This window comes from Herminiimonas sp. CN (assembly GCF_000622895.1).
GTDB lineage: Bacteria > Pseudomonadota > Gammaproteobacteria > Burkholderiales > Burkholderiaceae_D > AVCC01.
Map to the genome: position 1 here is coordinate 1 of NZ_AVCC01000030.1, position 24,773 is coordinate 24,773.

General features: G+C 63.7%; 24 protein-coding genes. 7 read left to right on the plus strand and 17 right to left on the minus strand.

What is annotated here, in order from left to right; all coding sequences use genetic code 11:
* Window positions 1-130: 130 nt before the first annotated feature.
* On the minus strand, window positions 131-1,156 hold the full coding sequence (locus HMCN_RS0108495; protein WP_025916984.1) for a succinylglutamate desuccinylase: 1,026 nt from the start codon (window positions 1,154-1,156) through the stop codon (window positions 131-133).
* Between the two features lie 184 nt (window positions 1,157-1,340).
* Between HMCN_RS0108495 and HMCN_RS0108500 the strand changes: the two genes are divergently transcribed.
* Complete coding sequence (locus HMCN_RS0108500) at window positions 1,341-2,753, plus strand: DHA2 family efflux MFS transporter permease subunit (protein ID WP_025916985.1); 1,413 nt, start codon at window positions 1,341-1,343, stop codon at window positions 2,751-2,753.
* Between the two features lie 4 nt (window positions 2,754-2,757).
* Here the strand turns inward: HMCN_RS0108500 and HMCN_RS0108505 are convergent, their stop codons facing one another.
* From HMCN_RS0108505 to HMCN_RS0108555, 12 genes are all read right to left on the minus strand, one after another.
* On the minus strand, window positions 2,758-3,522 hold the full coding sequence (locus HMCN_RS0108505; protein WP_025916986.1) for an ABC transporter ATP-binding protein: 765 nt from the start codon (window positions 3,520-3,522) through the stop codon (window positions 2,758-2,760).
* Between the two features lie 118 nt (window positions 3,523-3,640).
* On the minus strand, window positions 3,641-4,759 hold the full coding sequence (locus tag HMCN_RS0108510) for a succinylglutamate desuccinylase/aspartoacylase family protein (protein WP_051566860.1): 1,119 nt from the start codon (window positions 4,757-4,759) through the stop codon (window positions 3,641-3,643).
* Window positions 4,756-5,457, minus strand: a complete 702-nt coding sequence (locus HMCN_RS0108515) for an ABC transporter permease (protein WP_025916988.1) — start codon at window positions 5,455-5,457, stop codon at window positions 4,756-4,758. The genes HMCN_RS0108510 and HMCN_RS0108515 overlap by 4 nt, the downstream gene beginning before the upstream one ends.
* Window positions 5,454-6,146, minus strand: coding sequence for an ABC transporter permease (locus tag HMCN_RS0108520; RefSeq protein WP_025916989.1), 693 nt, complete (start codon window positions 6,144-6,146; stop codon window positions 5,454-5,456). Before HMCN_RS0108520 ends, HMCN_RS0108515 begins: the two co-directional genes overlap by 4 nt.
* 93 nt (window positions 6,147-6,239) lie before the next feature.
* Window positions 6,240-6,731: a transporter substrate-binding domain-containing protein gene (locus HMCN_RS19790; RefSeq protein ID WP_238552052.1), complete on the minus strand. Its 492-nt coding sequence runs from the start codon at window positions 6,729-6,731 to the stop codon at window positions 6,240-6,242.
* Complete coding sequence (locus tag HMCN_RS19795) at window positions 6,697-7,014, minus strand: transporter substrate-binding domain-containing protein (protein ID WP_238552055.1); 318 nt, start codon at window positions 7,012-7,014, stop codon at window positions 6,697-6,699. The genes HMCN_RS19790 and HMCN_RS19795 overlap by 35 nt, the downstream gene beginning before the upstream one ends.
* A 259-nt stretch (window positions 7,015-7,273) precedes the next feature.
* Window positions 7,274-8,614: an N-succinylarginine dihydrolase gene (astB, locus tag HMCN_RS0108530; RefSeq protein WP_025916990.1), complete on the minus strand. Its 1,341-nt coding sequence runs from the start codon at window positions 8,612-8,614 to the stop codon at window positions 7,274-7,276.
* Window positions 8,615-8,643: 29 nt separating this feature from the next.
* A complete protein-coding gene (gene astD / locus HMCN_RS0108535) occupies window positions 8,644-10,107 on the minus strand; it encodes a succinylglutamate-semialdehyde dehydrogenase (protein ID WP_025916991.1) in 1,464 nt (487 codons plus the stop codon).
* Window positions 10,107-11,141: an arginine N-succinyltransferase gene (gene astA, locus HMCN_RS0108540; protein ID WP_025916992.1), complete on the minus strand. Its 1,035-nt coding sequence runs from the start codon at window positions 11,139-11,141 to the stop codon at window positions 10,107-10,109. Before astA ends, astD begins: the two co-directional genes overlap by 1 nt.
* A gap of 8 nt (window positions 11,142-11,149) precedes the next feature.
* A complete protein-coding gene (locus tag HMCN_RS0108545) occupies window positions 11,150-12,199 on the minus strand; it encodes an arginine N-succinyltransferase (protein WP_025916993.1) in 1,050 nt (349 codons plus the stop codon).
* A gap of 77 nt (window positions 12,200-12,276) precedes the next feature.
* A complete protein-coding gene (locus HMCN_RS0108550; protein WP_051566862.1) occupies window positions 12,277-13,539 on the minus strand; it encodes an acetylornithine/succinyldiaminopimelate transaminase in 1,263 nt (420 codons plus the stop codon).
* Between the two features lie 247 nt (window positions 13,540-13,786).
* Window positions 13,787-14,761 (minus strand): GlxA family transcriptional regulator, encoded by a 975-nt coding sequence (locus tag HMCN_RS0108555; RefSeq protein ID WP_025916995.1) that lies wholly within the window; start codon window positions 14,759-14,761, stop codon window positions 13,787-13,789.
* 66 nt (window positions 14,762-14,827) lie between these two features.
* Here HMCN_RS0108555 and HMCN_RS0108560 point away from each other — a divergent pair, with 66 nt between their 5' ends.
* The 3 genes from HMCN_RS0108560 to HMCN_RS0108570 all read left to right on the plus strand — a co-directional run bounded on the left by HMCN_RS0108560 (window position 14,828) and on the right by HMCN_RS0108570 (window position 17,290).
* Window positions 14,828-15,640 (plus strand): ABC transporter permease, encoded by an 813-nt coding sequence (locus tag HMCN_RS0108560; protein WP_025916996.1) that lies wholly within the window; start codon window positions 14,828-14,830, stop codon window positions 15,638-15,640.
* A 64-nt stretch (window positions 15,641-15,704) separates the two neighbouring features.
* Complete coding sequence (locus tag HMCN_RS0108565) at window positions 15,705-16,640, plus strand: MlaD family protein (protein WP_035626381.1); 936 nt, start codon at window positions 15,705-15,707, stop codon at window positions 16,638-16,640.
* Window positions 16,637-17,290 (plus strand): hypothetical protein, encoded by a 654-nt coding sequence (locus HMCN_RS0108570; RefSeq protein WP_025916998.1) that lies wholly within the window; start codon window positions 16,637-16,639, stop codon window positions 17,288-17,290. Before HMCN_RS0108565 ends, HMCN_RS0108570 begins: the two co-directional genes overlap by 4 nt.
* Before the next feature lie 39 nt (window positions 17,291-17,329).
* On the opposite strand, the gene HMCN_RS0108575 is transcribed toward HMCN_RS0108570, so the two are convergent.
* From HMCN_RS0108575 to HMCN_RS0108585, 3 genes are all read right to left on the minus strand, one after another.
* On the minus strand, window positions 17,330-18,238 hold the full coding sequence (locus HMCN_RS0108575; protein ID WP_051566869.1) for a DMT family transporter: 909 nt from the start codon (window positions 18,236-18,238) through the stop codon (window positions 17,330-17,332).
* 179 nt (window positions 18,239-18,417) lie between these two features.
* Complete coding sequence (locus tag HMCN_RS0108580; RefSeq protein ID WP_025917000.1) at window positions 18,418-19,941, minus strand: aldehyde dehydrogenase family protein; 1,524 nt, start codon at window positions 19,939-19,941, stop codon at window positions 18,418-18,420.
* Between the two features lie 24 nt (window positions 19,942-19,965).
* Entirely contained in the window at window positions 19,966-21,057 is a 1,092-nt protein-coding gene (locus tag HMCN_RS0108585) for a saccharopine dehydrogenase family protein (protein WP_025917001.1), read from the minus strand.
* Between the two features lie 143 nt (window positions 21,058-21,200).
* Between HMCN_RS0108585 and HMCN_RS0108590 the strand changes: the two genes are divergently transcribed.
* The 3 genes from HMCN_RS0108590 to HMCN_RS18270 all read left to right on the plus strand — a co-directional run bounded on the left by HMCN_RS0108590 (window position 21,201) and on the right by HMCN_RS18270 (window position 23,660).
* Window positions 21,201-21,647 carry an Lrp/AsnC family transcriptional regulator gene (locus HMCN_RS0108590; protein ID WP_025917002.1) on the plus strand — a complete coding sequence of 149 codons (447 nt, stop codon included), beginning with the start codon at window positions 21,201-21,203 and terminating at the stop codon, window positions 21,645-21,647.
* 22 nt (window positions 21,648-21,669) lie between these two features.
* Window positions 21,670-22,143, plus strand: coding sequence for a MarR family winged helix-turn-helix transcriptional regulator (locus HMCN_RS0108595; protein WP_025917003.1), 474 nt, complete (start codon window positions 21,670-21,672; stop codon window positions 22,141-22,143).
* A 92-nt stretch (window positions 22,144-22,235) separates the two neighbouring features.
* The gene (locus HMCN_RS18270) at window positions 22,236-23,660 is read left to right on the plus strand and encodes a diguanylate cyclase domain-containing protein (protein ID WP_155837492.1); all 1,425 of its coding nucleotides are present in this window, start codon (window positions 22,236-22,238) and stop codon (window positions 23,658-23,660) included.
* 89 nt (window positions 23,661-23,749) lie between these two features.
* Here HMCN_RS18270 and secF read toward each other — a convergent pair whose 3' ends face one another.
* Window positions 23,750-24,688 carry a protein translocase subunit SecF gene (gene secF, locus HMCN_RS0108605; protein ID WP_025917005.1) on the minus strand — a complete coding sequence of 313 codons (939 nt, stop codon included), beginning with the start codon at window positions 24,686-24,688 and terminating at the stop codon, window positions 23,750-23,752.
* Window positions 24,689-24,773 lie beyond the last annotated feature (85 nt).

Sequence of the window (24,773 nt, forward strand, 5' to 3'; positions counted from 1 at the left end):
AAAGCCGTTGCGCAGCCTGCGCAACGGCTTTTTTGCATTTTAAGGTACTGATTGCAGTATTTTAAACAATCGCAGATATATCAAGCGTTAGACAGATACTTATTTAGCATACCCATGCAAAATAAGAATTTTACTGCTGATGCACTGCCATCAATCCGGCGCGCAATCCGACCCGGACCTCCGGGTTCGGGAACAGGATGTACTCCTGCGCCTGCCGCACCCGGTACTCGGTCGCGCCGTCGCTGGCGATCAGCTGGCCCTGCTGCATCGGCGTGAAATTACAGGTGTTGCGATCGCATGCCATGCGGAAGGCGTCGCTGCGCTTGATGATTTCCTGCGTCACCCGGAAGCGCTGCGGCAGGCGCACCGTGTCCGACGCCGCCAGCACCTGCTGCTGCGCGCGCAGCAGCGCCGCCAGGGCCGCTTGCGGCTGCGCCAGCAGGCTGGCGTCGTTCTGGCCCAGCCGGCCGACCTGGCCCAACTCGAGCGTGGCGCTGATGGCCGCGCACTGCTGCGCGCTGTAGGCGCTGTAGGTGCCGGCCGAGTGCGGGCTGACCACCTCAGCCTCGATGCCGGCATGCGCCAGCCAGTGATGCAGCACCCGCTTGCCGGCGTCGGCGATCACATCCGGCACGATGGCGAAAGTCGGATACCGCGACGGCCGGATCGCGGTATGCAGATCCAGATGCCATTTCGGCGCATCGGTCCTGGCGAAAAACCCTGCGGTGGCGCCCATGATGGCATCGGCCCGCGCGGCCTCGGCAACCGCCCGCAACGCGCCGCGCCCGGCGGCAAACAAGCGGTTCAGGTCGGCCTCGATGAAGCGCCGCTGCTGCGCGATGGCCCCCGGATTGCCGACCACCAGCAACAGATCGACCGCCAGCTGCTGCGGCGCTGCCGCCAGTTCGCTCATAAGGCTGGCCAGCATTTCGATCGGCCCGGTCTCGTCGCCGTGGATGCCGACCGACAGCAGCACCGCCATCCGTCCTGGCTGCGGTATTGGCGAAGCGATTTGCAGCATGCCCGGTCCCGGCCGGCCGACCGCAAAACCGGCTGCGGTGAAAGCCTGTTCGATGCCGGTGAAATCCGCCGCGGCCAGTGCCCGCACCGGGTCGGGAATGGCTGGCATGGATGCCGCCGGCAAGTCTTTTTGCATACAATCTCCCCAATCTAAAGCAGCCAGTGTGCGCCAAACGGCGACTGCTTGCTTCCGCTTACGCGACGTCAATTTACAGCAGTGCGGCAGCGTGAAGGAATGGGCCGAACGCCTTAGAATGAGGCTGCGGCGACGCACGCCGCCAGCACAAGCCGCATCAGAACTCATATAGGCATGCCCGCAGATGAACAATCCCGTCGTCAAGAGCTATCTGCCCTGGGTAGTCGCCACCGCCCTGTTCATGGAACAGCTCGATTCCACCATCGTCAATACCGCGGTGCCGGCGATGGCCGCCAGCCTGCAGGTGACGCCGCTGAGCCTGAAGGCGGTGGTGACCAGCTACATCCTGAGCCTGGCGGTGTGCATCCCGATCAGCGGCTGGATGGCCGACCGCTTCGGCACCCGGCGGGTGTTCAGCTCCGCGGTTGCCGTATTTACCGCGTCCTCGATGCTGTGCGGCCTGGCGCTCAATGTGCCGATGCTGGTGGCCGCACGGATACTGCAGGGCATCGGTGCGGCAATGATGATGCCGGTCGGCCGGCTGGCGATCGTGCGCACTTTCCCCAAGTCGCAGCTGCTGTCGGCGATGAATTTCGTGGTGATTCCGGCGCTGATCGGGCCGCTGCTCGGGCCGACGGTGGGCGGCCTGATCGTGCACTGGCTGTCGTGGCGCGAAATCTTCTTCGTCAATGTGCCGGTCGGCCTGGCTGCGCAATTCCTGATCCACCGCTACATGCCGGACTACCGCGGCGCGATCGCGCGCCCGCTGGACCTGATCGGACTGGTGCTGTTCGGCAGCGGCACCGCGCTGCTGTCCTGGCTGCTGGAAATCTTCGGCGAGCATACGATCGACGCCACCTCGACCGCGATCCTGCTGCTGCTGGCCGTCAGCCTGCTGGCGGCCTACGCCTGGCATGCCAGCCAGATGCGCTATCCGTTGCTGCGGCTGCAGCTGTTTCAGGTGCGCACCTTCCGGGTTTCGGTGCTGGGCGGCTTCATCACCCGCCTCGGCCTGGGCGGGCTGCCGTTTCTGCTGCCGCTGCTATACCAGCTCGGCCTCGGCCTGCCGGCCTGGCAATCGGGCTTGCTGATGATGCCGACCGCGGCTGCCGCAATGGGGATGAAGCTGATCTCTGCCAGGGTATTGGGGCGCTTCGGCTACCGCCGGGTGCTGATCGTGAATACGGTGATGATTGGCTGTACCATCTGCCTGTTTGCGCTGATCGATGCGGCCAGCCCACTGGCCATGATCGTGCTGCTGGGACTGGCGCAGGGATTCTTCAATTCGCTGCAGTTTTCCAGCATCAATTCGATGGTGTATGCCGACATCAACAGCGCCGACTCCAGCATGGCCAGCACCCTTGCCAGCGCGCTGCAGCAGATGTCGATGAGCTTCGGGCTGGCCTTCGGCTCGCTGGTCGCCGGCTGGTATCTGGGCGGCCTGCCGCAGACCGACCAGCTGGCGGTGACGCGGGCGCTGCATTACGCGTTCCTGACCCTGGGCGGGCTGACCGTGCTGTCGTCGCTGACGTTCTGGACGCTTCGCTCCGAAGATGGCGCAAGCGTCAGCCAGGCGCGCCTGCGCGAGGCCGAATAAGGCCTTACTTCAAGGCGCCGGACAGGAATTTTTGCAGCCGCGCGCTTTGCGGGTTGGACAGTACGATGCGCGGATCGCCCTGCTCCTCGATCACGCCCTGATGGACGAAAATCACCTGGTTGGAGACGCTGCGGGCGAACTCCATCTCGTGCGTGACCACCATCATGGTGCGGCCTTCCTTGGCCAGATTCTGCATCACGCGCAGCACTTCGACCACCAGTTCCGGGTCAAGCGCGGAAGTCGGCTCGTCGAACAGCATCACGTCCGGCTCCATCGCCAGCGCGCGCGCAATCGCCACCCGCTGCTGCTGGCCGCCCGACAGATGCGACGGGTAATAATCCTCGCGCCCTTCGACCCCGACCTTGGCCAGGTAATGGCGGGCGCGCTCCATCGCCTCCTTCTTGGAAATTCCGAGCACGTGCAGCGGCGCTTCCATGATGTTTTCCAGCACCGTCATGTGCGACCACAGGTTGAAGTGCTGGAACACCATCGCCAGCTTGGAGCGCACCTGCTGCAACTGGCGGGCATCCGGGCAATCGAGGTCGCCGTTTTTCTGCCGCACCAGCTTGAGCTCGCTGCCGTTGACGATGATGCGGCCTTCGGTCGGCTTTTCGAGCAGGTTGATGCAGCGCAAAAAGGTGCTTTTACCGGAGCCGGAGGCGCCGATGATGCTGATCACATCGCCCTTGTGCGCCTCGACCGAGATGCCCTTGAGGACCTCGTTCTGGCCGTAGCGCTTGTGCAAATTTTCGACAACTAACTGGGACATGGCGATTCCTAACTGTTTCTTAAAATACTTCTATATGTATTTTTTAAGAGTCAATAAAATACTGCGGCAACACTATGCTGTTCAGCCATACCCCGGACTTCAGGTGCAGGCTCGCAGATCATGGGCCGAGCAGATTGCCGCTGCGCCTCTCGGTCTTGCCGGCAATCTTGGCCAGCTCCATGCCGCGCGTCGCATAGCGGAATATCACCCGCGAGTACATCACGCCGTCGATCGGGCTGGTTACCGCATACGAGCCCCCGGAGAGCGGATCGACGATGTCGCAGATCACGTCGCCGGACTTCAGCACGTCGCCCGGGCGGGCCACATACGAAATCACTCCCGGTTCGGCTGCACAGGCGGTCACCGAGCCGGCCAGCGGGGTCGGCACGCAGACCGCCGCTGGCGGCGGCGCCACCGCACCGGCAATCAGGCCGGCGCCGCACAGGTAATGGTAGATGCCCAGCGCGTCGGCGCTGGCAAGCTGGTGCGACACGTCCTGCTCGCCGCGCAGCTCGACCGTGCTGGCAAAGCAGGACTGCGGCACCGGAAACTGCGCGCCGAAACGCGCGCGCAGGCGCAGCCACGGCTTGAACAGCATTTCATCGAAACAGCCGCCGCCGATCGCATCTGCGATCAGGAGCACGCGCGCGCCCAGATAGCAGCCGAGCCGCCCGGCTTCGGCCACATGATCCGACGGCGCGTAGATATGCATCACGCCTTCGCAGTCGCAATGCAGGTCGAGCACGATATCGGCATCGTGCGCCAGCCGCATCAGGCCGATGCGCATGCCGTCGAGCGGCGTGCGGCACTCTGCGGCGTCCAGCAACTGCCGCATGGCGGCGCGGATCAGGCCCACATTCTGCTGCGCGTCGTCGCCCAACGCATCGGCCAGCAGCGCAATCATCGGCTCCGACAGGTCCGGAAAGCCGCGGTTGAAATTGGTGCCGCTGGCGAAATCGAAGCGGCCCATCTGGTCGTGCATGAAGGTTTGCGACAGGCCGATCGGATTCGCCACCGGCACCAGTACGATCTCGCCCTGCAGCCGGCCTTCGGCTTCGGCCCGCTCCAGCAGCGCACGCAGATGATGCAGCACCAGCATGCCAGGCAGCTCATCGGCGTGCAGGCTGGCCTGCAGGTAGACTTTTTTTGCGCCCGGCTGGCCGAAGTGGAAACTGCTCAGGCTGTACTGGCAATTGCTGCTGCCGGCCGGCAGCGGATGCTGATCGATGCGCATCATTTCACCTCTTGCGGCCGCTGGTAGGCCAGATAGCGCCATTCGGCATAGCGGAAGCCGCGCACCAGGATGTACGTCAGCACCATGTACACCGCGGCGGCCACCATGAAGGCTTCGAACGGCAGGTAATAGGTCGAATAGATGCGGTTGGCGGCGCCGGTCAAATCCAGCAGCGTGATGGTGCTGACCAGCGAGGTCGCGTGCAGCATCATGATGACTTCGTTCGAGTAGGTCGGCAGGCTGGCGCGCAGCGCGGACGGCAAAATGATGCGGCGCAGATTGGTCCAGCGGCTCATGCCGTAGGCATTGGCAGCCTCGATTTCGCCATACGGCAGGCTGCGGATCGCGCCGGCGAAGATCTCGGTCGTATACCCGACCGTATTGATAGTCAGCGCGGCCACCGCGCAAAACAGCGGCTCCGACAGCGCAGTCCAGGCGAAGCTGTTGCGCACCGCCTCGAACTGCGACAAGCCGTAATAAATCAGGTACATCTGCAGCAGCAGCGGCGTGCCGCGCACCACGTAAGTGAAGGCCCATACGGCTTTGCTGACCGGCAGCAGGCGCGAATTGCGCGCCACCGCCAGCGGCACCGACAACAGGAAGCCGAGCGCCACGCAGGCCAGCAGCAGCTTCACCGTCATCCACAAGCCGCCGAGGTAAAGAGCAAAAGTATCCGCAGTCAGTATCGCCTCGAAATTCATACATGACTCCCGTAACGCACGCCGACCGAATACTTGCGCTCGACCCGGCGCAGCAGGTAGAGCGAGATCGAGGTGATCAGCAGATACAGGATGCCGGCGAACAGCAGCCAGGTGAACGGCTGGCGCGAACCGGCGCCGGCTTCCTTGGCGCGGTACATCACATCCTGCAAGCCGATCACCGACACCAGCGCGGTCGCTTTCGACAGCACCAGCCAGTTATTGGTAAACCCCGGCAGCGCAAAGCGCACCATCTGCGGCAACAGAATGCGGATGTTGACCTTGAAGGCGGTCATGCCGAATGCACGGCCGGCCTCGACCTGACCAGGCGGCACTGCCAGCAGCGCGCCGCGGAAGGTCTCCATGAAATAGGCGCCGTAGATGAAGCCGAGCGTAATCACGCCGGCAGTAAATTGGTTGAGCTCAAGCTGCATGCTCAGATCGAGCCATTCCAGAAAATTATTGATGGCAATCTGGCCGCCGTAAAACAGCATCAGCATCAGCAGCAAATCCGGGATGCCGCGGATGACAACCGCATAAATGCGGGTAAATTCGCGCAAAAAACGATTCTCCGAGGTCGCCATCAGCGCGCAAACCAGACCGATCAGCGTCGCAATAAACAGCGACAGCAGCGCAATCTCCAGCGTTGTCGCAAAACCGCGCAAAATATGCCCGGCATATCCATGGAACATAAGTCATCCGCTCAATAGGTATCGAAATCAAAAACCCGATGCACGCCGGTAAAACAGGTGGCAGGCATCGGGCCGCACAGCATTACCGCTTACTTACTTGCCGTAGACGTCAAAATCGAAGTATTTGTCGGCAATTTTCTTGTAAGTGCCGTTGGCGCGAATCGCCTTCAGTGCGGCATTGATCTGATCCCTGAGCTTGGTATCGGATTTGCGCAAGGCGGCGGCGGTACCGACGTTGAAGAGCGGATCGTCCAGGCTGGCGCCGACCAGTTCAAATGGCTTGCCTTCAGGCTTGCTCAGCAAACCGGCCTTGACTTCGACGATATCCGCCACCAGCGCGTCGAGGCGGCCGGATGCCATGTCCAGATAGGAATCCTGCGTATTGCCGTAGCCGACCACGGTGGCGCCGGCCTTGGCAAACACCTTGTTGGAGTAGGCTTCCTGAGTGGAGCCCTTGAGCACGCCGATTTTCTTGCCTTTCAGCGATGCCGGCGAGCCATTGATGCCGCTGCCGCGCTTGACGACCACGCGCGAAGGCGTGTTGTAGACTTTATTGGAGAAAATGACTGTTTTTTTGTCGTTCATCGGTGGCCGACATCGACGAAATGATCACATCGTATTTCTTGGCCAGCAGCGAGGGAATGATGCCTTCCCAGGACTGGTCGAAAAATACGCATTTCATTTTCATTTCAGCACACAGCGCGTTGGCGATGTCGACTTCAAAGCCCACCAGCTTGCCGTCCGGCGTCTTGTATTCGAACGGTTCGTAGGTCGGATCCTGACCGACACGCAATTCCTTCAAGTCGGCAGCCTGCGCCGATACCACGCATGACAGGCCGATTACGGCGACTAGATGTTTCAGTTTCATTGATGCCCTCCCGATAAGTGGACTACCTGACTGCAGGCAAATTACTTGCAGTTTTTTTATGTGGATTGCACATTGGATGAATGCGCAATCACGTCTCCAGAGCGTCTGAATTTGACAACAACCCTGTTTATTGGTCTTCGTAAAGTTACGCCGACCGCAAGCGAACGATACCAAACTTATCAACCGCATGAAAAGCACTATCGTGCTGGACGTGCCATCGGAGCGTTAATGCACCTGAAAAATTGCAGCCCGAGGCCACCTAAAAAGCGTACAACTCCGGCAAACCCAGAATCATGCCCAATTCTTCCAGCGCAGCCTGAATTTCAATCGCCAGCAGCGGATCGGCCAGATCCTGCGGCGCCAGGCGATCGCGATAGTGCCGCCCGACCCAGGCCACCAGGCTGGCGTACAGGCTCTCGGTCATCACCACGCCCTGATGCATCGCCGCCGCCTCGGCAGCGCTCAGCGCCACCCGCAAGCGCAGGCAGGCCGGGCCGCCGCCGTTGCGCATGCTCTGGCGCAGATCGAAACTGATCAATTCATCGACCGGCCCGCCGCTGGCGACCAGGCCTTGCAGATAGCGCGCCACCGCCGGATTTTCCTGGCATTCCTGCGGCACCACCAGCGCCATCCGGCCATCGCTTTTGGACAGCAACTGGCTGTTGAACAGATAACTGGCTACCGCATCGGCCACCGGCACCTGACTGCTTGCGACCCGTATCGGCTGCAATTCGGTGCCGGCATCGGCCAGCGCATGTTGCAGCGCAGTAATGACAGCCGATTCATCGAGGAAGGCCTGCTGGTGATACAACAGCACATTGCCGTTGCCGACCGCAATCACATCGTTGTGGAACACGCCCTGATCGATTGCCGCCGGGTCCTGCTGCACATACACGGTGCGCTGCGGCTGCAGGCCGTGCAGCCGCGCCACCGCCTGGCTGGCCTCCAGCGTCTGGCGCGCCGGAAAGCGCTGCGGCGCCAGCGCTGCGGCATCGAACTCGACCCGGCCGTACACGAACAGTTCCACTCCGGCAGCGCCGTGCGCGGCGCACAGCCGGGTATGGTTGGCGGCACCCTCGTCGCCGAAGGCCGGCGTGGCAGGCAAGGCGTCATGCACCGCGAAGCGGGTGCCGTCGCGGAAAATCGAACGCAGCGCGCGCGCGGTCTGGGTCTGCTCGTACGAGCGGTGCAGCTTGCTGTTGAGGTTGGCCACCGTGAAATGCACGCGGCCGTCCATCGTATCGGCCGAGGGGCTGACCGTGGCCGCATTCGCGCTCCACATCGGCGCCGCAGAATAGGCGCAGGCCAGGATCACCGGCGCCTCCCGGGCGGCGCGCGCCAGCACATCGGCGTCGCTGCCGCCAAAGCCGATGCTGCGCAGCAGCCGGAAATCGGGCCGCAGCTGCGGCGGCAGCAGCGCCTGGGCGAAGCCGCGCGCGGCCAGCGCGCGCATCTTGGCCAGCCCCTGCAGCGCCGCCTGCTTCGGGTTCGACATGCTTTTGACATTGCTGAACGAGGCGACATTGCCGAACGACAGGCCGGCGTAATTGTGCGAAGGGCCGACCAGCCCGTCAAAATTGAATTCGCGTGTGGTATCCATGCGTTCTTTCGACCTGTTTGCCTATGTAATTAGAAATGCAATCCCGGCGACAGCTGCTGCGGCATTTCCAACGCGGGATTCTCGATCGATGCCACCGGATACGCGCAATAATCGGCGGCGTAATAGGCGCTGGGGCGGTGATTGCCGGAGTTGCCGATGCCGCCGAACGGCGCGCTGCTGGCCGCGCCCGTAGTCGGCCGGTTCCAGTTGACGATGCCGGCCCGCGCGCCGTCCAGGAACTGCTGCCACAAGGCCGGATCGTCCGACAGCAGGCCGGCGGCCAGGCCGTATGCGGTCGCATTGGCCGCTGCCAGCGCAGCATCGAAGCTGGCCACCCGCAGCACTTGCAGCAAGGGGCCGAACCATTCCTCGTCCGGCACTTCCCTAGCGCCGGTCACATCGACGATGCCGGGCGAGAGGAAGCCGGTGCCAGGCACCAGCTGGCGCATTTCCAGCAGCACTCGGCCGCCGCACGCCACCAGGCCGGCTTGCGCAGCCAGCAGTTTTTCAGCGATTTTTGCCGACACCACCGGCCCCATGAACGGCGGCGGCGACGCATCCGAGGCGCCGACCGCGATCCGGCCGGCGACCTCCACTAGGCGATCGATGAAGGCCTGGCCGCGCTCGGAATCCTCGACGATCAGGCGCCGCGCGCAGGTGCAGCGCTGGCCGGCGCTGACGAAGGCCGAAAAGATCGCGTGATGCACCGCCGCATCGAGATGCTGCACATCCCACGCCAGCAGCGCATTGTTGCCGCCCATTTCCAGCGCCAGCAGCTTGCCCGGCTGACCGGCGAACTGGCGATGCAGGATGGCGCCGGTCTGGTAGCTGCCGGTAAACAATATGCCGTCGAGCTGCGGATGCTGCGCCAGCGCCTCGCCGCTGGCGCGGCCGCCGTTGACCAGGTTCAGCACGCCGTCCGGCAAGCCGGCGCGCTGCCATAGCTCGACCGTTTTGATCGCGGTTTGCGGCGCATATTCGCTCGGCTTGAAGACGATCGCGTTGCCGGCGATCAGGGCCGGCACGATGTGGCCGTTCGGCAGGTGGCCGGGAAAGTTGTACGGACCGAACACGCCGAACACGCCGTGCGGCCGGTGCCGCAGCACCGCGCTGCCGTCGGCCACCGCGGCTTGCGTGTGGCCGGTGCGCGCCTGGTAGGACTGCACTGAAATATCGACCTTGGCCGCCATGCTGGCCACCTCGGTGCGCGCTTCCCACAGCGGCTTGCCGACTTCCAGCGCGATCAGGCCGGCCAGCGCTTCGGCGTTTTCCTTCAGCAGGTCGCGAAAGCGCTGGCAGACTGCAATCCGCGCCGCCAGCTGCGTGCGCGACCAGAGCCGGAAGCCGGCGCGGGCCGCCTGACAGGCATCGTCGACGTCATCTACCGCTGCGGCCGCGCCGCACCAGACCGTCTCGCCATTGGCTGGATTGATGACATCGAAGGCTTCGCCCTGGCCGGCGCGCCATTGGCCGTTGATGCAATGCGCTGGCATCATGGATTCTTCCTTGCGTTGAGTGGCATGCTGCGCACCGGATCGCCGGCACTGCAGGCCAGCAGTTCCCGCTCGGCTACGGATAGGGCAATGCGCGCCCGTTGCGGCTGCGCTGGCGCGACTATGATGCGGAAGTCGCGCAGCACGGTATTGGAAACCAGCGTAGGCTCGCCCGCGCCGGCAACCCCTTCTGCTGCCGGCTCGATGATGACCAACGCGCTCTCGCGCAGCGCGCGCAACTCGCTCACCCGCGCCTGCAGCACCGGCCCGGCGTCGAAGATATCGACATAGCCTTCGTAGTGCATGCCTTCCTGCTCCAGCAGGCGGCGCGCCGGCGCGGTGGCGACATGGACCCGGCCAATCACCTCCTGCGCTTCGGCCGGCAGGTAGGCGACGTACAACGGATAGCGCGGCATCAGCTCGGCGATGAAGGACTTGGTGCCGAGGCTGCTGAGGTCGTCGGCGCGGTTGAAATCCATCTTGAAGAAATGCCGCCCCAGGCTGTCCCAGAACGGCGAGGCGCCGTCGGCGCGCTGGTAGCCGCGCATCTCGGCGATCAGCTTTTCCGGGAACAGCTGCGGGAATTGCGCGATGAACAGGAAGCGGCTTTTCGACAGCAGCTTGCCGTTGCTGCCGCTGCGGTAATCCGGATGCAGGAACAGCGAGCACAGCTCGGCGCAGCCGGTCAGATCGTTCGACAGGTACAGCGTTTCCATGCGCGAGAACACATTCAGTTCCCTGCTGGAATGGACCAGGGTGCCGATGCGGTAGTTATAGAAAGTCTGGTCCAGCCCGATCGCGCTCTTGATCGCACAGACGCCGACCAGCCGGCCGCTGCCGGTGTCTTCCATCACGAACAGATAGTCGCGCTGCGGCGGCGCGATCTGCTCGGCGAACGAGGCGCAGGCCACTTCCAGCCGCTGCGACAGCATCTTGCGGTCGGCTTTCAGCGTGGTCATGCCTTCGCCGGCCTGGCTGGCCAGCTCGAACAATCCATCCAGGTCCTGCTCTTGAATCGCGCGTACGACCAGCATTTCCGACCTCACAATCTGACGCATAAAACGGCTTCGCCGACCGCCAGCTGCAAACGTTCCAGCAACTGCGGCGGCAGCCAGACAGCCGACGCATATTCCAGCGGAGCGCAATCGAACAGGGCGGCGCGAAAATCGTCGGGGCGGGCGGCGGCCAGCAGATAAGCGACCGGCGGCTCGGCGTCGGCGGCCGGGTCGGCCGGCGGCAGCCGGTCGCTAACCGGGCGCAGGAAGGAGGCGTTAAACGAGCGCAGCGCATGCTTGTGCGCCTGCAGGATCGGGCCGCCGTCGAAGATGTCGATGAACTCGTCCGGCTCGAAGCCTTCTTCCGTCAGCAGCTGGAACGGTAATTCGCCCTCCGCATGGACCTGCCCCATCGCAGCCTGGGCCGGGCCCGGCAGGATCGGCGCATACACCGGATAGTGCGGCATCAGTTCGATGATCAGGGTCCGGTTGCGCGCGCCTTCGATCAGGCGCTCGGCTTCCAGGAAATCCATCTGGAAGAACTTGCGCCCCAGCGCCTCCCAGAACGGCGAGGCGCCGCTGGCGTCGGTGACGCCGGCCAGCGCGGCGAAAAAGCGCGCATTGAAACGCTGCGGCGCCAGCGCGGCGAACAGCAGGCGCGCGCGCGACAGTAGCGCCGCCTCGCGGCCGCCTGTTTCACCACCCCGGCCGCGCACGAAAAACCCCGACAATTGGGAGTAGCCGGTCAGTGCCGAACACAGGGTCAGCGCATGCACGCTGTGGCTGATATGCAGGTCGCGCGAAACCTGCTGCATGACGTCGTTGCGAAACGCGAAATAGGTGCCGTTGGCGCCGGCCGCGGCGGAGATCGCCGCGCAGCCCAGCAGCGCGCCATCGGCGCTTGACTCCAGCACGAACAGGTACGACTCCTCGCCGGGCACATCGACCTCGGCGGCAAACGATTCCAGCGAGCGCTCCACCGCGCGCGCGATCGTTCCGGGCGTGCGCGGCAAGGTATGCACGCCGAGCGTTGCCGCCGCTGCCAGCGACGCCAGCGCAGGAATATCCGCGGAAGTTACCGGGCGAACCACGAACATGAAATCTCTCCAGGTTGGAGTATGTTTAAAAAACTGGCATTTTCGGCATATTTTTATTGTTGAATAAAAAAATACACCTATGCAGACTGTGCCAGAAACCGAGCCAGCGCACGGCGCAGCAGGCCGGCGCCTTCGGCGATCTGCGCATCGGACACGACCAGCGCCGGCAGCAGCCGCACCACGTCGGGGCCGGCGATCAGCAGCATCAGGCCCTCTTCCTCGGCCAGCCGGGTGATCTCCTTGGCACGGCCGCGATATTGCTCCGACAGCGCCATGCCCAGCATCAGGCCGCTGCCGCGCACCTCGGCAAACACCGCCGGATGGTCGGCAATGATCGCCTGCAGCGCGGCAGTCAGGTGCTGCGCCGCCTGCCCGACCCGGGCCAGGAAGCCGGGCGTATTGATGGTTTGCAATACCTGCAGCGCGACGCTGGCGGCCAGCGGATTGCCGCCGTAGGTGGTGCCGTGGGTGCCGACGGTAAACGCGGCCGCGATCGCGTCGGTGGTCAGCATCGCGCCGACCGGATAGCCGTTGCCGAGCGCCTTGGCCGAGGTCAGGATGTCGGGCGTGACGCCGTACCCCATGTAGGCGAACAGGGTGCCGGTGCGGCCCATCCCGCATTGCACTTCGTCAAAGATCAGCAGCGCGCGGTGCTGGTCGCACAATCCGCGCAGCGCCTCCAGGTATTCGCGGTTGGCCGGCAGCACGCCGCCCTCGCCCTGCACCGGCTCGACCACCAGCGCGCAGACATCGTCGCCGAACGCGGCGCGCGCCGCTGCGATGTCGTTGAACGGAATGTGTGTCAGGTGCTGCGGCAGCGGTCCGAAGCCTTCGGTGTACTTGGGCTGGCCGCCGACCGAGACCGTAAACAGGGTGCGGCCGTGGAAGGAATTGGTGCAGGAAATGATGCGCGACTTGTGCGGGCCGAACTGGTTGCCGGCGAATTTGCGCGCCAGCTTGAAGGCGGCCTCGTTGGCTTCCGCGCCCGAGTTGCAGAAAAATGCGCGCTCGGCGAAAGTCGCCTGCGTCAGCGCGGTCGCCAGCCGCAGCACCGGCTCGTTGGTGTAGCTGTTGCCGACATGCCACAGCGTATGGGCCTGCGCGCACAGCGCCTCGACCACCGCCGGGTGCGCATGGCCGAGGCTGGTGACGGCGATGCCGGCGGTGAAGTCGAGATAGCGCTTGTCCTGCTGGTCCCACACTTCCAGGCCGGATGCGCGCACCGGTACCATCGTACTGGGCGCATAGGTCGGCACCATCACCGCATCGAAGGTTTGTCTGTTGACGGCAATCGGCACCGGGATTGCTGCGCCTGCTTGCAGGCTGGTCGATTCATTCATATTCACGTTGGCTCCCGCATCATCCCGAAGATGGTGCCATTGTAAAAAACCCGGCGCTAAAACTCTTTTGAAACTGCGACAGGAAATATCATAATCCTGTGCCAGGCGCTTCTTGAGCACTACCAAACTGCAATGTCTGCCGTTCTGGTTATGGCTGCTGCCGTTTTAGAATACAGGGAATTGTATTTTTTAAAGCCGCAACAAAACAGGCGAAAAATCGTGCATTTGCTGACATACCCGTTGCTTCCTATAACCTCAATGGATCCGGCAGAACGCCATGCCCTGGCGCCAGCTTGCGCTGGCGTTGCTCGCGCGGGGTGATGCCGAACAGCGCGCCGTAGGCGGTGGAGAAATGCGAGCCGGAGGAAAAGCCGCACATCAGGCCGATCTGGACGATCGAATGGTGCGACTCAAGCAGCAGCTGGCGCGAGCGCTGCAGCCGCAGCTCCAGGTAATAGCGCGACGGCACCGCGCCCAGGTATTGCTTGAACAGGCGCTCCAGCTGGCGGCGCGAGAGCCCGACCAGATTGGCGATGTCGTCGGTGCTCAGCGGCTCCTCGATATTGCTTTCCATCAGCGTCACCGCTTCCGACAGTTTCGGCTGCAGCGCCCCGAAACGCGCCTGCAGCGCCTGGCGCTGGCGCTCGCTGGCGTCGCGGATGCGCTCCACGCACAGCGCTTCCTGGACCTGCGCCTGCAGCCGGACCTCGAACAGGATGCCGATCAGGCTCAGCGCGAAGTCGATGCTGGCCGCGCCGCCGCAGCAACTGAGCCGGTGGCCGTCGAGCTCGAACAGGTTCGGGGTCAGGATCGCGCGCCCGGCGACTTCGCCGGCATCCGCGTACAGCGCCCACGGCAGCGCGGTGCGCGCACCGTCCAGCGCGCCGCTGCGCGCCAGCCACAGCACCGCCGCCCCGGCCGCGCCCCAGACCGGGGCGGCTTGACAGCGCTGCAGCAGCAGGCGGCCCTGCTCCCTGCTCAGGCCGGCCAATGCATCGTCCGACACCAGCAAACAAAGTTGCGCGGCAGGCCCGGCCGGCGCCTGCACGGCGGACTTCAACGGCATCAAATCCAGCTGCAAACGGGCCGGACCGAGAATTTTTGCAGCCATCTGCAATGGCTGCAACAGCCCTGCCAGCGTGAGCGAGATTTCGCCTTCGGGAGAAATCAGCAGGATACGCAGCGGAACCTGGGCCAGAGTGGAAAGGGAAGCAAGCGACATCGAGACAGAATACCCCTTTTCCGGGCGCATCAGCACCACAGCCGAGATCGCTGCTACCATCGCAACATGAATCAGGTCTCTTCCTTCCCGGCGCTGCGGCGCCTGGGCCGCACAGTGCTGGCGTGGCTGGTCAGCTGGTGGCAGATCGTGCTGTTTAGCGTGGTGGCATTGGCGCTGGCGCTGTCGCCTTCGACCTATGCGCGCGCCAATCGCAGCGCCATCGCGCGCCAGATCGTGTACGCGACGGCGCGCAATCTGCTGTGGTTTACCGTGCTGTCGGCCCTGATCAGCGTAGTGCTGATCCGGATTGTGGTGGTTACCGCGCTCAGTTACGGCTTGTCGCGCTTTGCCATCGAGATGGTGGTGCGGGTGCTGGTGCTGGAGCTGATTCCGCTCACCGCCGCGCTGTTCGTGGCGCTGCGCTGCACGCTGCCGGGCGGCGCGGAACTCGAGCAGATGCGCGCCCAGGGCGGACTGGACGCCTTGCAGCGCCAGGGCATCGACCCGATCCGGCGCGAATTTCTGCCGCGCGTGCTGGCTGGCGTGTTTTCGGTCTGGATGCTGGGCGCGGTCAGCTGCCTGATGACGCTGGTGCTGGCCTATCTGACCGTCTATGGCTTTACGCCCTGGGCGCTGGCCGGCTACACGCGGGTGGTCGGCCAGGTGTTCAACCCGGCCGTAACCATGATCCTGGCGCTGAAAATTTTCTTTTTCAGCCTGGCGGTGTCGATTATCCCGATGGCCTCCGCGTACTACGACGGCCTGACCGGGACGCGGCGCAACCGCACCCATCTGGCCGCCGGGCTGGCCGGCATGGTGCGCCTGTTTGCCGTGGTACTGGTGATCGAAGTGGCCTCCCTGATGGGCAATTATTATTAGCACACCTTCAAATCCCATGACAGATACAGCCGATACAATCGATAATGCACCGCCCCCACCGGCCATGCCGCCAATTTCCCACCTCGAGTTCAAGGCGGCCCTGCTGCTGATCCTGATGGTGCTGCTGGTGTCGGCCACGGTGATCTACCTGATGTATGCGCGCGGCGCGTTCGAATCGACCCAGAAACTGGTGCTGGTGGCGGACGATGCCGAGGGCGTGGTGCTCGGGATGGACATCACGTTCGCCGGTTTTGCGATCGGGCGCGTCAGCCGCATCGAGCTCAACAATGAGGGCAAGGCCCGCATGGTGGTCGAAGTGGCGAGGAAGGATGCGCACTGGCTGCGCAGTTCCAGCATCTTCACGATGGAACGCGGCATCGTGGGCGCTACCCGCCTGCGCGCCTTCAGCGGCATGTTGAGCGACCCGCCGCTGGCGGACGGCGCAGTGCGTAGCGTGCTGAGCGGCGATGCCGGCGCCGAAATCCCGCGCCTGCTGGCCGCCGCCAGGGAATTGCTGCAGAACCTGAACAGCCTGACCGCAACCGACTCGGCGCTGGAACTGAGCCTGCGCAACGTCAAGTCGGTCACGGAAAAACTGGCCGGCAAGAGCGGTGCGCTGGGGGTGCTGGCCGGCACCGATGAGAATACGCAGAAACTGCTGGCCACGATCGACCGCGCCAACCAGTTGCTGAGCACTGTCGATGGCCTGGCAGTCAAGGCCGACAGCCAGGTATTCGGCAAGGACGGCGCGATGCCGGAAGCCCGCGCCGCCGTCAAGCAGCTGGGTGGCCTGCTGACGGATGCCAGGGCCAGCCTGAAAAAAGTCGATGCGGTGCTGCTCGAAGCGCAGGCGGTCGGCGCCAACCTCAAGGACGCCAGCGCCGACCTGGCGCCGCTGCGCGCCGAGGTCGAAAGCAATCTGCGCAAGATCGAGCAACTGGTCAATGAAATCAATCGCAAGTGGCCGTTCAGGCGCGAAGCGGAGGTCAGGCTGCCATGAGATTCCTATCATTTTTTGCGGTTGCCACGCTGCTGTGCGCCTGCGCCAGCGGCCCGGTCGTGCCCGACTGGCAAATGAACGCCAAGAGCAGCATCGAGCGCGCCACCGCTGCCTATCTGTCCGGCAACGACTGGGTCGAAGCACAGGAGTTCGCCAGCGCGCGCAGCGCAATCGCCAGCACCGGCCAAATCACGCTGATGGCGCGGCTGGAACTGATCCGTTGCGCCGGCCGCGTGGCCAGCCTGGTGCTGGACGACTGCAGCGGATTCGACAAGTTGCGCGCAGATGCCGCCGCGCCGGAACGCGCCTACGCCGATTACCTGGCTGGCCGGGCGCAGCCGCAAGACATCGCGCTGCTGCCCGCGCAGCACCGGGGCGTGCTGCAGCCGGCCCCGGACCCTGCTGCGGCCGTGGCCGGAATCGATGATCCGCTGGCGCGCCTGGTGGCGGCCGGCATCCTGCTGCGCAGCCACCGCGCCAGTCCGGCGTTGCTGGCGCTGGCAGTCGACACCGCCTCGGCCCAAGGCTGGCGCCGCCCGCTGCTGGCATGGCTAGGCGTGCAGGCGCTGCGCGCCGAGCAGGCCGGCGAGGCGGCAGAGGCGTTGCGCCTGCGCCGCCGCATGGATCTGGTGCAGTCGGCCAAGCCTTAAGAATGGCGCCGAAGAAAAGTCGGGGCGCGTCGGGGCGCGTCAGGATGCGGCCGGCACCGTGACCGGCATTTCCGTCTCCGCAGCGCTGCTGCTCCACTGGCTGGCTATGATGCCGGCGATCAGCAGCACGCCGCCGATCGCGCCGCCCCAGCCCATGGTTTCGCCGATCCAGAAATAGGCGGCGATAGCGGCGCAGGCCGGTTCGAACGCGTAGGTGACGGCCGCCTCGTTGGCGCTGGTATGGCGCTGGCCCCAGGCCTGCAGCGCAATGATGGCGGCGGTGGCGACGATGCCGAGGTAGAGCAGATTCGGGGCGTGCTGGTGCAGCGCCTGCTGCAGCAGCGTCCAGTCGAGCGGATGGCGCGGCAGCTCCCACAGCAGCAGCCAGAGCGCGGCGCAGACGCCGACCGTGATGACTTGCATCGCGGTCAGGGCCATCAGGTGGCTGGCCCTGCGGGTCGCCATTTCGGTCTGCTTGACGTAAATCCCGTAGCAAACCGCACCGCCCAGCGCCAGCGTGTCGCCATAAGACCAGGCCCCGCCATCCCAGCACAGCGCGGTGAGCCCGCCCAGCGCCAGCGCAACCGCCAGCACGATATGGCGCGGCGGCAGCTTGCCGGCCAGCACGCCCAGCAGCGGCACCACCAGCACGTTCAGGCCGGTGATGAAGGCGTTGCGGTTGGAACTGGTCAGCGCCAGGCCTTCGGTTTGCAGCATGAAGGAGGCAAACAGGGTCGCGCCCAATAGCGCGCCGGCCAGCAGATCGCCCCGCCGGGCGCGCCACAGGAAGGGCGCCAGCAGCAGCCCCGCCAGCGCAAAGCGCAGCAGCGCGATCCAGACCGCCGACAGATCGGCCGACAAATCCTTCATGGCCGGAAAGGTCGTGCCCCAGATGCAGGTCACAAGCAGCAGCGCCAGAATGCCGCGCAGGCGGTGAGGTATCAGCATGTTCAGGCTCGGATTATGAATGGGGTAAAAAAATATCATACTACAAGCTGTATTTTTCAAGCCCGCATATTTTTATTTGAAAACAGCTTGGATAAACCTTATACCCCTGCAAAATACATTTGACTGAGGCGGCCGCGGCCGGCCCCGGATCACGGTTTATCGTGTCGCACGTTGAGCGCTTACAGACCGAAGCTGATCCCCTGCGCCAGCGGCAGCGCATCGCTGTAATTGATGGTATTGGTGGCGCGCCGCATGTAGGCTTTCCAGGCGTCGGAGCCGGATTCGCGGCCGCCGCCGGTTTCCTTCTCGCCGCCGAACGCGCCGCCGATCTCGGCGCCGCTGGGGCCGATGTTGACGTTGGCGATGCCGCAATCGCTGCCGGCCAGGAAGCGTTCCGCTTCGCGCAGGTCGGTGCTGAAGATGCAGGACGACAAGCCCTGCGGCACGCCGTTGTTCAGTCCGATCGCTTGCTCCAGCGTCGCGTAGCGCAGCACGTACAGGATCGGCGCGAAGGTTTCATGCTGCATCAGCGCGGTCTGGGCCGGCATTTCCACCAGCGCCGGACGCACGTAATGGCCGCCGGCGCAGCCGTCCACCGCCACCGCTGCGCCGCCATGCACCCGCGCGCCATCGGCGCGCGCGGCCGCCAGCGCAGTCTGCATCGCATCGCATGCCTGCGCATCGATCAGCGGCCCGACCAGGGTGCCGGCCTGCAGCGGATTGCCGACCGGCAGCGCGTCGTAGATGCTCTTAAGCTGCGGCAGCAGCGCGTCGTAAATGCTGTCGTGCACGAACAGGCGGCGCAGGCTGGTGCAGCGCTGGCCGGCGGTGCCGACCGCCGCAAAGGTGATCGCACGCAGGGCCAGCGCCAGATCGGCGCTGGGCGCGACGATCATCGCGTTGTTGCCGCCCAGCTCGAGAATCGTGCGCCCGAAGCGCTGCGCGCAGCGCTGGCCCACCGCGCGCCCCATCGCTGTGCTGCCGGTGGCGCTGACCAGCGCCACGCGGGCGTCGTCGACCAGCGTGCGGCCGGCATCGGCGGCGCCGATGATCAGTTCCGCCAGCCCGGGGGGCGCATCGCTGCCGAAGCGCGCGATGGCCCGCGCAAACAGGCTGTGCACCGCGATCGCGGTCAGCGGCGTTTTCTCGGACGGCTTCCACACCACGCTGTTGCCGCACACCAGCGCCAGCGCGGCGTTCCACGACCACACCGCGACCGGAAAATTAAAGGCGGAAATCACGCCGACCACGCCGAGCGGATGCCAGACTTCCATCATCCGGTGGCCGGGGCGCTCGGACGCGATGGTCAGGCCGTACAGCTGGCGCGACAGGCCGACGGCGAAATCGCAGATATCGATCATTTCCTGCACTTCGCCCAGGCCTTCCTGCACGATCTTGCCGGCCTCCAGCGTGACCAGCGTGCCCAGCGCGGCCTTGTGGGCGCGCAGCTCGTCGCCGAACAGGCGCACCAGTTCGCCCCGGCGCGGCGCCGGCACCTGCCGCCATTGCGCAAACGCCGCTTGCGCCCGGCCGATGCATGCGCCGACCTGCGCGGCAGTATCGATGCGCAGGCTGGCCAGCGTTGCGCCGTCGAGCGGCGAGCGGCTGATCAGATCCTGGCCCTGATACTGACGCAGATCCACGCCGCATTCCTGCAATAAGGTTGAGAGATCAGTGGTGAGATTCGTTATGATGTCATTCATTGCTGCTCCTGTTATCCGGTACGCTTATGCCGCGTAGTATTGTCCGAAACGGTTGCCGAGGAAGTCGGCCAGCCTGGTCTGCTCCTGCCGCACCAGTCCGGCTTGCGGCAATTTTCCGGCCAGCACCAGATCGACCATGCTGCAGATCCCGGCTGCGGTGGTGATCTGGATCGCCGACAGCAGCTGGCCGTTGACCTCCCGGCTGTAAATCTTCTTCGCGTACGACTCCTGCTCCAGGCGCCCGCCGCGCATCCCGCAAACGCTGACGAACACCAGCACCACGTCCTGCTTGGTCATCGGAATCGCGGTTTCCATGATTTCCTTGAGGATAGCGCGGCGCGCCGGCAAACCCAGCTGCAAGTCGCGGATCAGCATCTTGACGATGTCCCGATGGCCCGGATAGCGCACGGTTTTGTAGTTCAGGTTTTCGACCTTGCCGGCCAGCGTTTCGCACAGGGTGCCCAGGCCGCCGGAAGTATTGAAGGCTTCGTAGTGGATGCCGTCCAGCGCGAATGCCTCGATCTCTTCCAGCGCCGAAGTCTCGCGCAACTGGCCGTCGACTATCGCTTCGCAGGGATTGCAGTATTCGTTGATCAAGCCGTCGGTACTCCAGGTCAGGTTGTACTTGAACGCATTGTTCGGATAGATCGGCAACGCGCCGACCCGCATGCTGAGATCGCGCAGGCTGTCGAAGCGGCTGGCGACATCGCTGGCGACGATCGAAATGAAGCCCGGCGCCAGCCCGCACTGCGGCACGAAAGCGGTGCTGGCACCTTCGGCAATCTGCTTGACGATGCGGGTGCTCTCGACATCCTCGGTCAGATCGAAATAGTGCGAGCAGGCCACCTTGGCCGCCGCCGCAATCACCGGCGTCAGGAAGTACGGGCAGGCCGACAGCGTCGCCTGGTGGCCGTCGATCAGCCGGGTCACTGTAGATGCGTCAGAAATATCGGCCTCGACCACGCGCACATTGGGGAAGCCGGCCTGGCGGATGGTATCCAGCCGCAACGGATCGCGGTCGGCCACGGTCACTGCATAATCACCGCTGTGGGACAACAGGTTCAGGATGGCGTCGCCGATTTTACCGGCGCCCAACAGGATCAATTTGCTTGTCATGGTCGTCTCCGCCTGGTTCTGGTTATGGAAGTATTGTTGAAATAAGTTTAGAACCAGGCGCTGTCGGAAAATAGAGAGAACAATGTCGTCAGAATGTACTATCCTGATACAAATTGACCAAGAAGCACTACACTCTGGAATACATGAAACCGAATCTGGATGACGTCGACAGTAAAATTCTGGCCTTGCTGATGGACGATGCGCGCATGCCGGTCTCCACCATCGCCAAGCGGGTCGGGGTGGCGCGCACCACCGCGATCGCCCGCATCAGCGGCTTGGAGAAGCGCGGCGTGATCGCCGGTTACGGCTTGCGCCTGAACCAGGCGCTGTACCAGCCGGCGGTGCGCGCGTATGTCGGCATCGCGGTCGATCCGCGCCAGGCCGGCGCCCTGGTCAGCGCGCTGGAAAAAATCCCGGAAGTCGAATCCCTGTGCGCAGTCAGCGGCGCCATCGATTACATGCTCACGCTGCGCTGCCGCTCGACCGGCGAGCTGGACCATCTGCTGGACAAGATCGGCCTCATCAACGGCGTGCGCCAGACCTCGACTTCGATCATCCTGAGCAAGCGCATCGACCGCAGCCCGATATAATCCTAATAATTCTAATTCCGCCATGAAAGAACGCTATTTACGCAGCCTGCGCCTATTGTCAGAGTGCTATCACAGCTTCGAGCAAATGTCCGGGGCCGACATCCGCAAGACCGGCCTGACCCAGGCCCAATTCGACATCATCGTCACTCTCGGCAATACGGCGGGCATGACCTTCAAGGAACTGGGCCGGAAAACCCTGATTACCAAAGGCACCCTGACCGGCGTCATCGACCGCCTGGAAACCCGGCAACTGGTGCGGCGCATCAGCGGCCGGGAAGACCGCCGCAACACCATCGTGCAACTGACTGCAGCCGGCGAACGCACCTTCGAGCAAGTGTTCGATCCGCATATACAGTTCTGCAAACAGCCGTTCTCCGGCTATACCGAAACTGATTTCATCACGCTAGAGGAAACTCTCGAAAAACTCAAAAACCGGCTCGATGCGACGATTGCGACGACAAAGACAGCTGCACAAGGAAGAAAAAGCAGCTTATGATGACAACCGCGTGACAAGTTTAATTTGCATGCAATCGAGACCAAGTCATCAAGCAACGTCGTTTACCATCTGCTCCCACTTTGCGCATCAACATGATAAAACCCCCACCGCCGATTGGCGCCGCGCAAAATCGCCAGGCGCTGCTGGAATACCAGGCGCTGCTGGACAATGTTGCGCTGGGCATCGCATTTATCCGCGACGGTTGTTTTTTGCACTGCAACTCGCGCTTTAGCGAAATATTCGGCTGGCCGGGCGAGCAGCTGGCCGGGCAGCCGGCCAGCCTGCTGCATCCATCGGCGCAGGCAGGTGCCGAACTCTCCAGTCTTGCCAGCGCGACGCTGGGCCGCAGGCAACCGTTCGATACCGAACTGCTGCTGCAGAAGCGCGACCGCAGCATGTGCTGGTGCCGCCTGCGGATAAACACGATCGATCCGGCTGATCCCGACCAAGGCCAGATCTACCTGATCGAAGACATCACCGAACGCCGCGCCGACGACGCCTCCGCGCAGCGGCTGCTGCTGGAGCATCAGGCAATTCTGGACAACGTCTCGCTGGCCATCACCTTCACCCGCAAACGCCATTTCTTGCACTGCAACCAGCGTTTTAGCGAAATGTTCGGCTGGCCCAGCGACGAACTGATCCAGCAGACTACCGACGCCCTGTATCCGTCGCCGCAAGCGTTCGCCGAACTGTCCAGCCTGGCCCGGGCCACGCTGGGCCGCGGAGAGCGGCTCGATACCGAGCTGCTGATGCGCAGGCGCGACGGCAGCACGTTCTGGTGCCGCCTGCTGGCCAAGGCGATTGATCCGGACGATCTCGGCCGTGGCTCGATCTACATCACCGAAGACATCACCGACCGCAGGCTCGCACAGGAAGCGCTGGTGCGCGCGCGCGACACTCTGGAGCTGCGGGTGCAGGAGCGCACCGCAGAACTGGCCACCGCCAATCAGCGCCTGCAAGCCGAGATCCAGGAGCGCCTGCAAGCGGAAAAACAGATCCGTCACCTGGCCGATCACGATGCCTTGACCGATTTGCCCAACCGCCGTCTGCTGGAAGACCGGCTCAGGCAAGCGATGGCTGCAGCCAGGCGCAGCGGCAACCAGGTGGCCGTCATGTTTATCGATCTGGACAGTTTCAAGCCGATCAACGACTTGCTCGGCCACCGGGTCGGCGACCTGCTGTTGCAGGCGGTGGCGAAGCGGCTGCGCGGCCTGCTGCGCGCGGTCGATACCGTGGCGCGCATCGGCGGCGACGAGTTCGTTCTGGTGCTGCCCGACATGCACTCGCAGTCGACCTCCTCGGGCGAGAGCGCCAAAAGAATCCTGGCCGCGCTGGTACAGCCGTACCAGATCGACGGCAATATACTGACTGTCACGCCCAGCATCGGCATCAGCCACTACCCCGAACACGGCAGCAATGTCGATGCCCTGATAGCCCGCGCCGACGACGCCATGTACCGGGCCAAGCAAATGGGGCGCAGGAATTACCAGTTTTATATCGACCCCAGAAAGGAATAGTCTTTCATTTTCACCGCAGCCGGATCGCGCGTATAAAAAAAGCCAGCCGGCAGATTTCTGGCGGCTGGCTTGGAAGCAGCTTCGAAGGCTTATACTACCGCGCCATCGTTTTCGACCTTATCCTTGACCGGCTTGACCAGGTCTTCGCGCTTGATGCCGAGCCACATTGCGATGGCGGCGGCGACGAACACCGAAGAATAAATCCCGAACAGAATCCCGATCGTCAGCGCCACCGCAAAATAATGCAGCGCCGGGCCGCCGAACAGCATCATCGACAGCACCATGATCTGGGTCGAGCCGTGCGTGATGACGGTGCGCGAAATGGTGCTGGTGATCGCGTGGTCGATGACCTGCGGCACCGCCATCTTGCGGTGTTTGCGGAACATTTCGCGGATGCGGTCGAAGATAACCACCGATTCATTGACCGAATAGCCGAGCACCGCCAGCACCCCGGCCAGCACCGAGAGCGAAAACTCCCACTGGAAGAACGCGAAGAAGCCCAGGATGATGACCACGTCGTGCAGGTTGGCGATAATCGCCGCCACCGCGAACTTCCATTCGAAGCGCAGCGCCAGATAGACCACGATACCGAAGATCACCATCGCCAGCGCCATCAGGCCGTCGTGCGCGAGCTCCTCGCCCACCTGCGGCCCGACGAACTCGGCGCGCTTGAGCACCACCTCGGCATCCTTGGCCTTGAGCACCGCCATCACCTTGCTGTTTTGCTCGGCTGCCGTCACGCCGCTCTTCAGCGGCAGGCGGATCATCACGTCCTGCGCAGTGCCGAAGCTCTGCACCTGGTTATCCGCATAGCCGAGCGTTTCGACCGATTTGCGGATGCCGTCGAGGTCGGCCGCCTTCGAATACGTCACCTCCATCACGGTGCCGCCGGTAAATTCAATCGACAGATGCAGGCCCCGGTGCAGCAGGAAAAACACCGCCAGCGCAAACGTGATCACCGAGATCGCATTGAGTATCAATGCGTGGCGCATAAACGGAATATCTTTTTTGATGCGGAATAATTCCATCATCGATCCTTTCGATGCGGCCCCGGCCTGACCGGAGTACCGCGAGATGCTTGATTAAAACTGATTCAGGCGCAGTGCGGCCAGC

Coding starts and splice junctions, on each gene's coding strand:
- HMCN_RS0108590 (WP_025917002.1), top strand. CDS start 21,201: ATGAAACCGAATCTGGATGACGTCGACAGTAAAATTCTGGCCTTGCTG.
- astD (WP_025916991.1), bottom strand. CDS start 10,107: ATGCCAGCGCATTGCATCAACGGCCAATGGCGCGCCGGCCAGGGCGAA.
- HMCN_RS0108500 (WP_025916985.1), top strand. CDS start 1,341: ATGAACAATCCCGTCGTCAAGAGCTATCTGCCCTGGGTAGTCGCCACC.
- HMCN_RS0108550 (WP_051566862.1), bottom strand. CDS start 13,539: ATGAATGAATCGACCAGCCTGCAAGCAGGCGCAGCAATCCCGGTGCCG.
- HMCN_RS0108560 (WP_025916996.1), top strand. CDS start 14,828: ATGAATCAGGTCTCTTCCTTCCCGGCGCTGCGGCGCCTGGGCCGCACA.
- astA (WP_025916992.1), bottom strand. CDS start 11,141: ATGCTGGTCGTACGCGCGATTCAAGAGCAGGACCTGGATGGATTGTTC.
- HMCN_RS0108575 (WP_051566869.1), bottom strand. CDS start 18,238: ATGCTGATACCTCACCGCCTGCGCGGCATTCTGGCGCTGCTGCTTGTG.
- HMCN_RS0108570 (WP_025916998.1), top strand. CDS start 16,637: ATGAGATTCCTATCATTTTTTGCGGTTGCCACGCTGCTGTGCGCCTGC.
- HMCN_RS0108510 (WP_051566860.1), bottom strand. CDS start 4,759: ATGATGCGCATCGATCAGCATCCGCTGCCGGCCGGCAGCAGCAATTGC.
- HMCN_RS0108545 (WP_025916993.1), bottom strand. CDS start 12,199: ATGTTCGTGGTTCGCCCGGTAACTTCCGCGGATATTCCTGCGCTGGCG.
- HMCN_RS0108495 (WP_025916984.1), bottom strand. CDS start 1,156: ATGCAAAAAGACTTGCCGGCGGCATCCATGCCAGCCATTCCCGACCCG.
- HMCN_RS0108505 (WP_025916986.1), bottom strand. CDS start 3,522: ATGTCCCAGTTAGTTGTCGAAAATTTGCACAAGCGCTACGGCCAGAAC.
- HMCN_RS0108520 (WP_025916989.1), bottom strand. CDS start 6,146: ATGTTCCATGGATATGCCGGGCATATTTTGCGCGGTTTTGCGACAACG.
- HMCN_RS0108585 (WP_025917001.1), bottom strand. CDS start 21,057: ATGACAAGCAAATTGATCCTGTTGGGCGCCGGTAAAATCGGCGACGCC.
- HMCN_RS19795 (WP_238552055.1), bottom strand. CDS start 7,014: ATGAAACTGAAACATCTAGTCGCCGTAATCGGCCTGTCATGCGTGGTA.
- HMCN_RS0108555 (WP_025916995.1), bottom strand. CDS start 14,761: ATGTCGCTTGCTTCCCTTTCCACTCTGGCCCAGGTTCCGCTGCGTATC.
- HMCN_RS18270 (WP_155837492.1), top strand. CDS start 22,236: ATGATAAAACCCCCACCGCCGATTGGCGCCGCGCAAAATCGCCAGGCG.
- HMCN_RS0108595 (WP_025917003.1), top strand. CDS start 21,670: ATGAAAGAACGCTATTTACGCAGCCTGCGCCTATTGTCAGAGTGCTAT.
- secF (WP_025917005.1), bottom strand. CDS start 24,688: ATGGAATTATTCCGCATCAAAAAAGATATTCCGTTTATGCGCCACGCA.
- astB (WP_025916990.1), bottom strand. CDS start 8,614: ATGGATACCACACGCGAATTCAATTTTGACGGGCTGGTCGGCCCTTCG.
- HMCN_RS0108515 (WP_025916988.1), bottom strand. CDS start 5,457: ATGAATTTCGAGGCGATACTGACTGCGGATACTTTTGCTCTTTACCTC.
- HMCN_RS0108565 (WP_035626381.1), top strand. CDS start 15,705: ATGCCGCCAATTTCCCACCTCGAGTTCAAGGCGGCCCTGCTGCTGATC.
- HMCN_RS19790 (WP_238552052.1), bottom strand. CDS start 6,731: ATGAACGACAAAAAAACAGTCATTTTCTCCAATAAAGTCTACAACACG.
- HMCN_RS0108580 (WP_025917000.1), bottom strand. CDS start 19,941: ATGAATGACATCATAACGAATCTCACCACTGATCTCTCAACCTTATTG.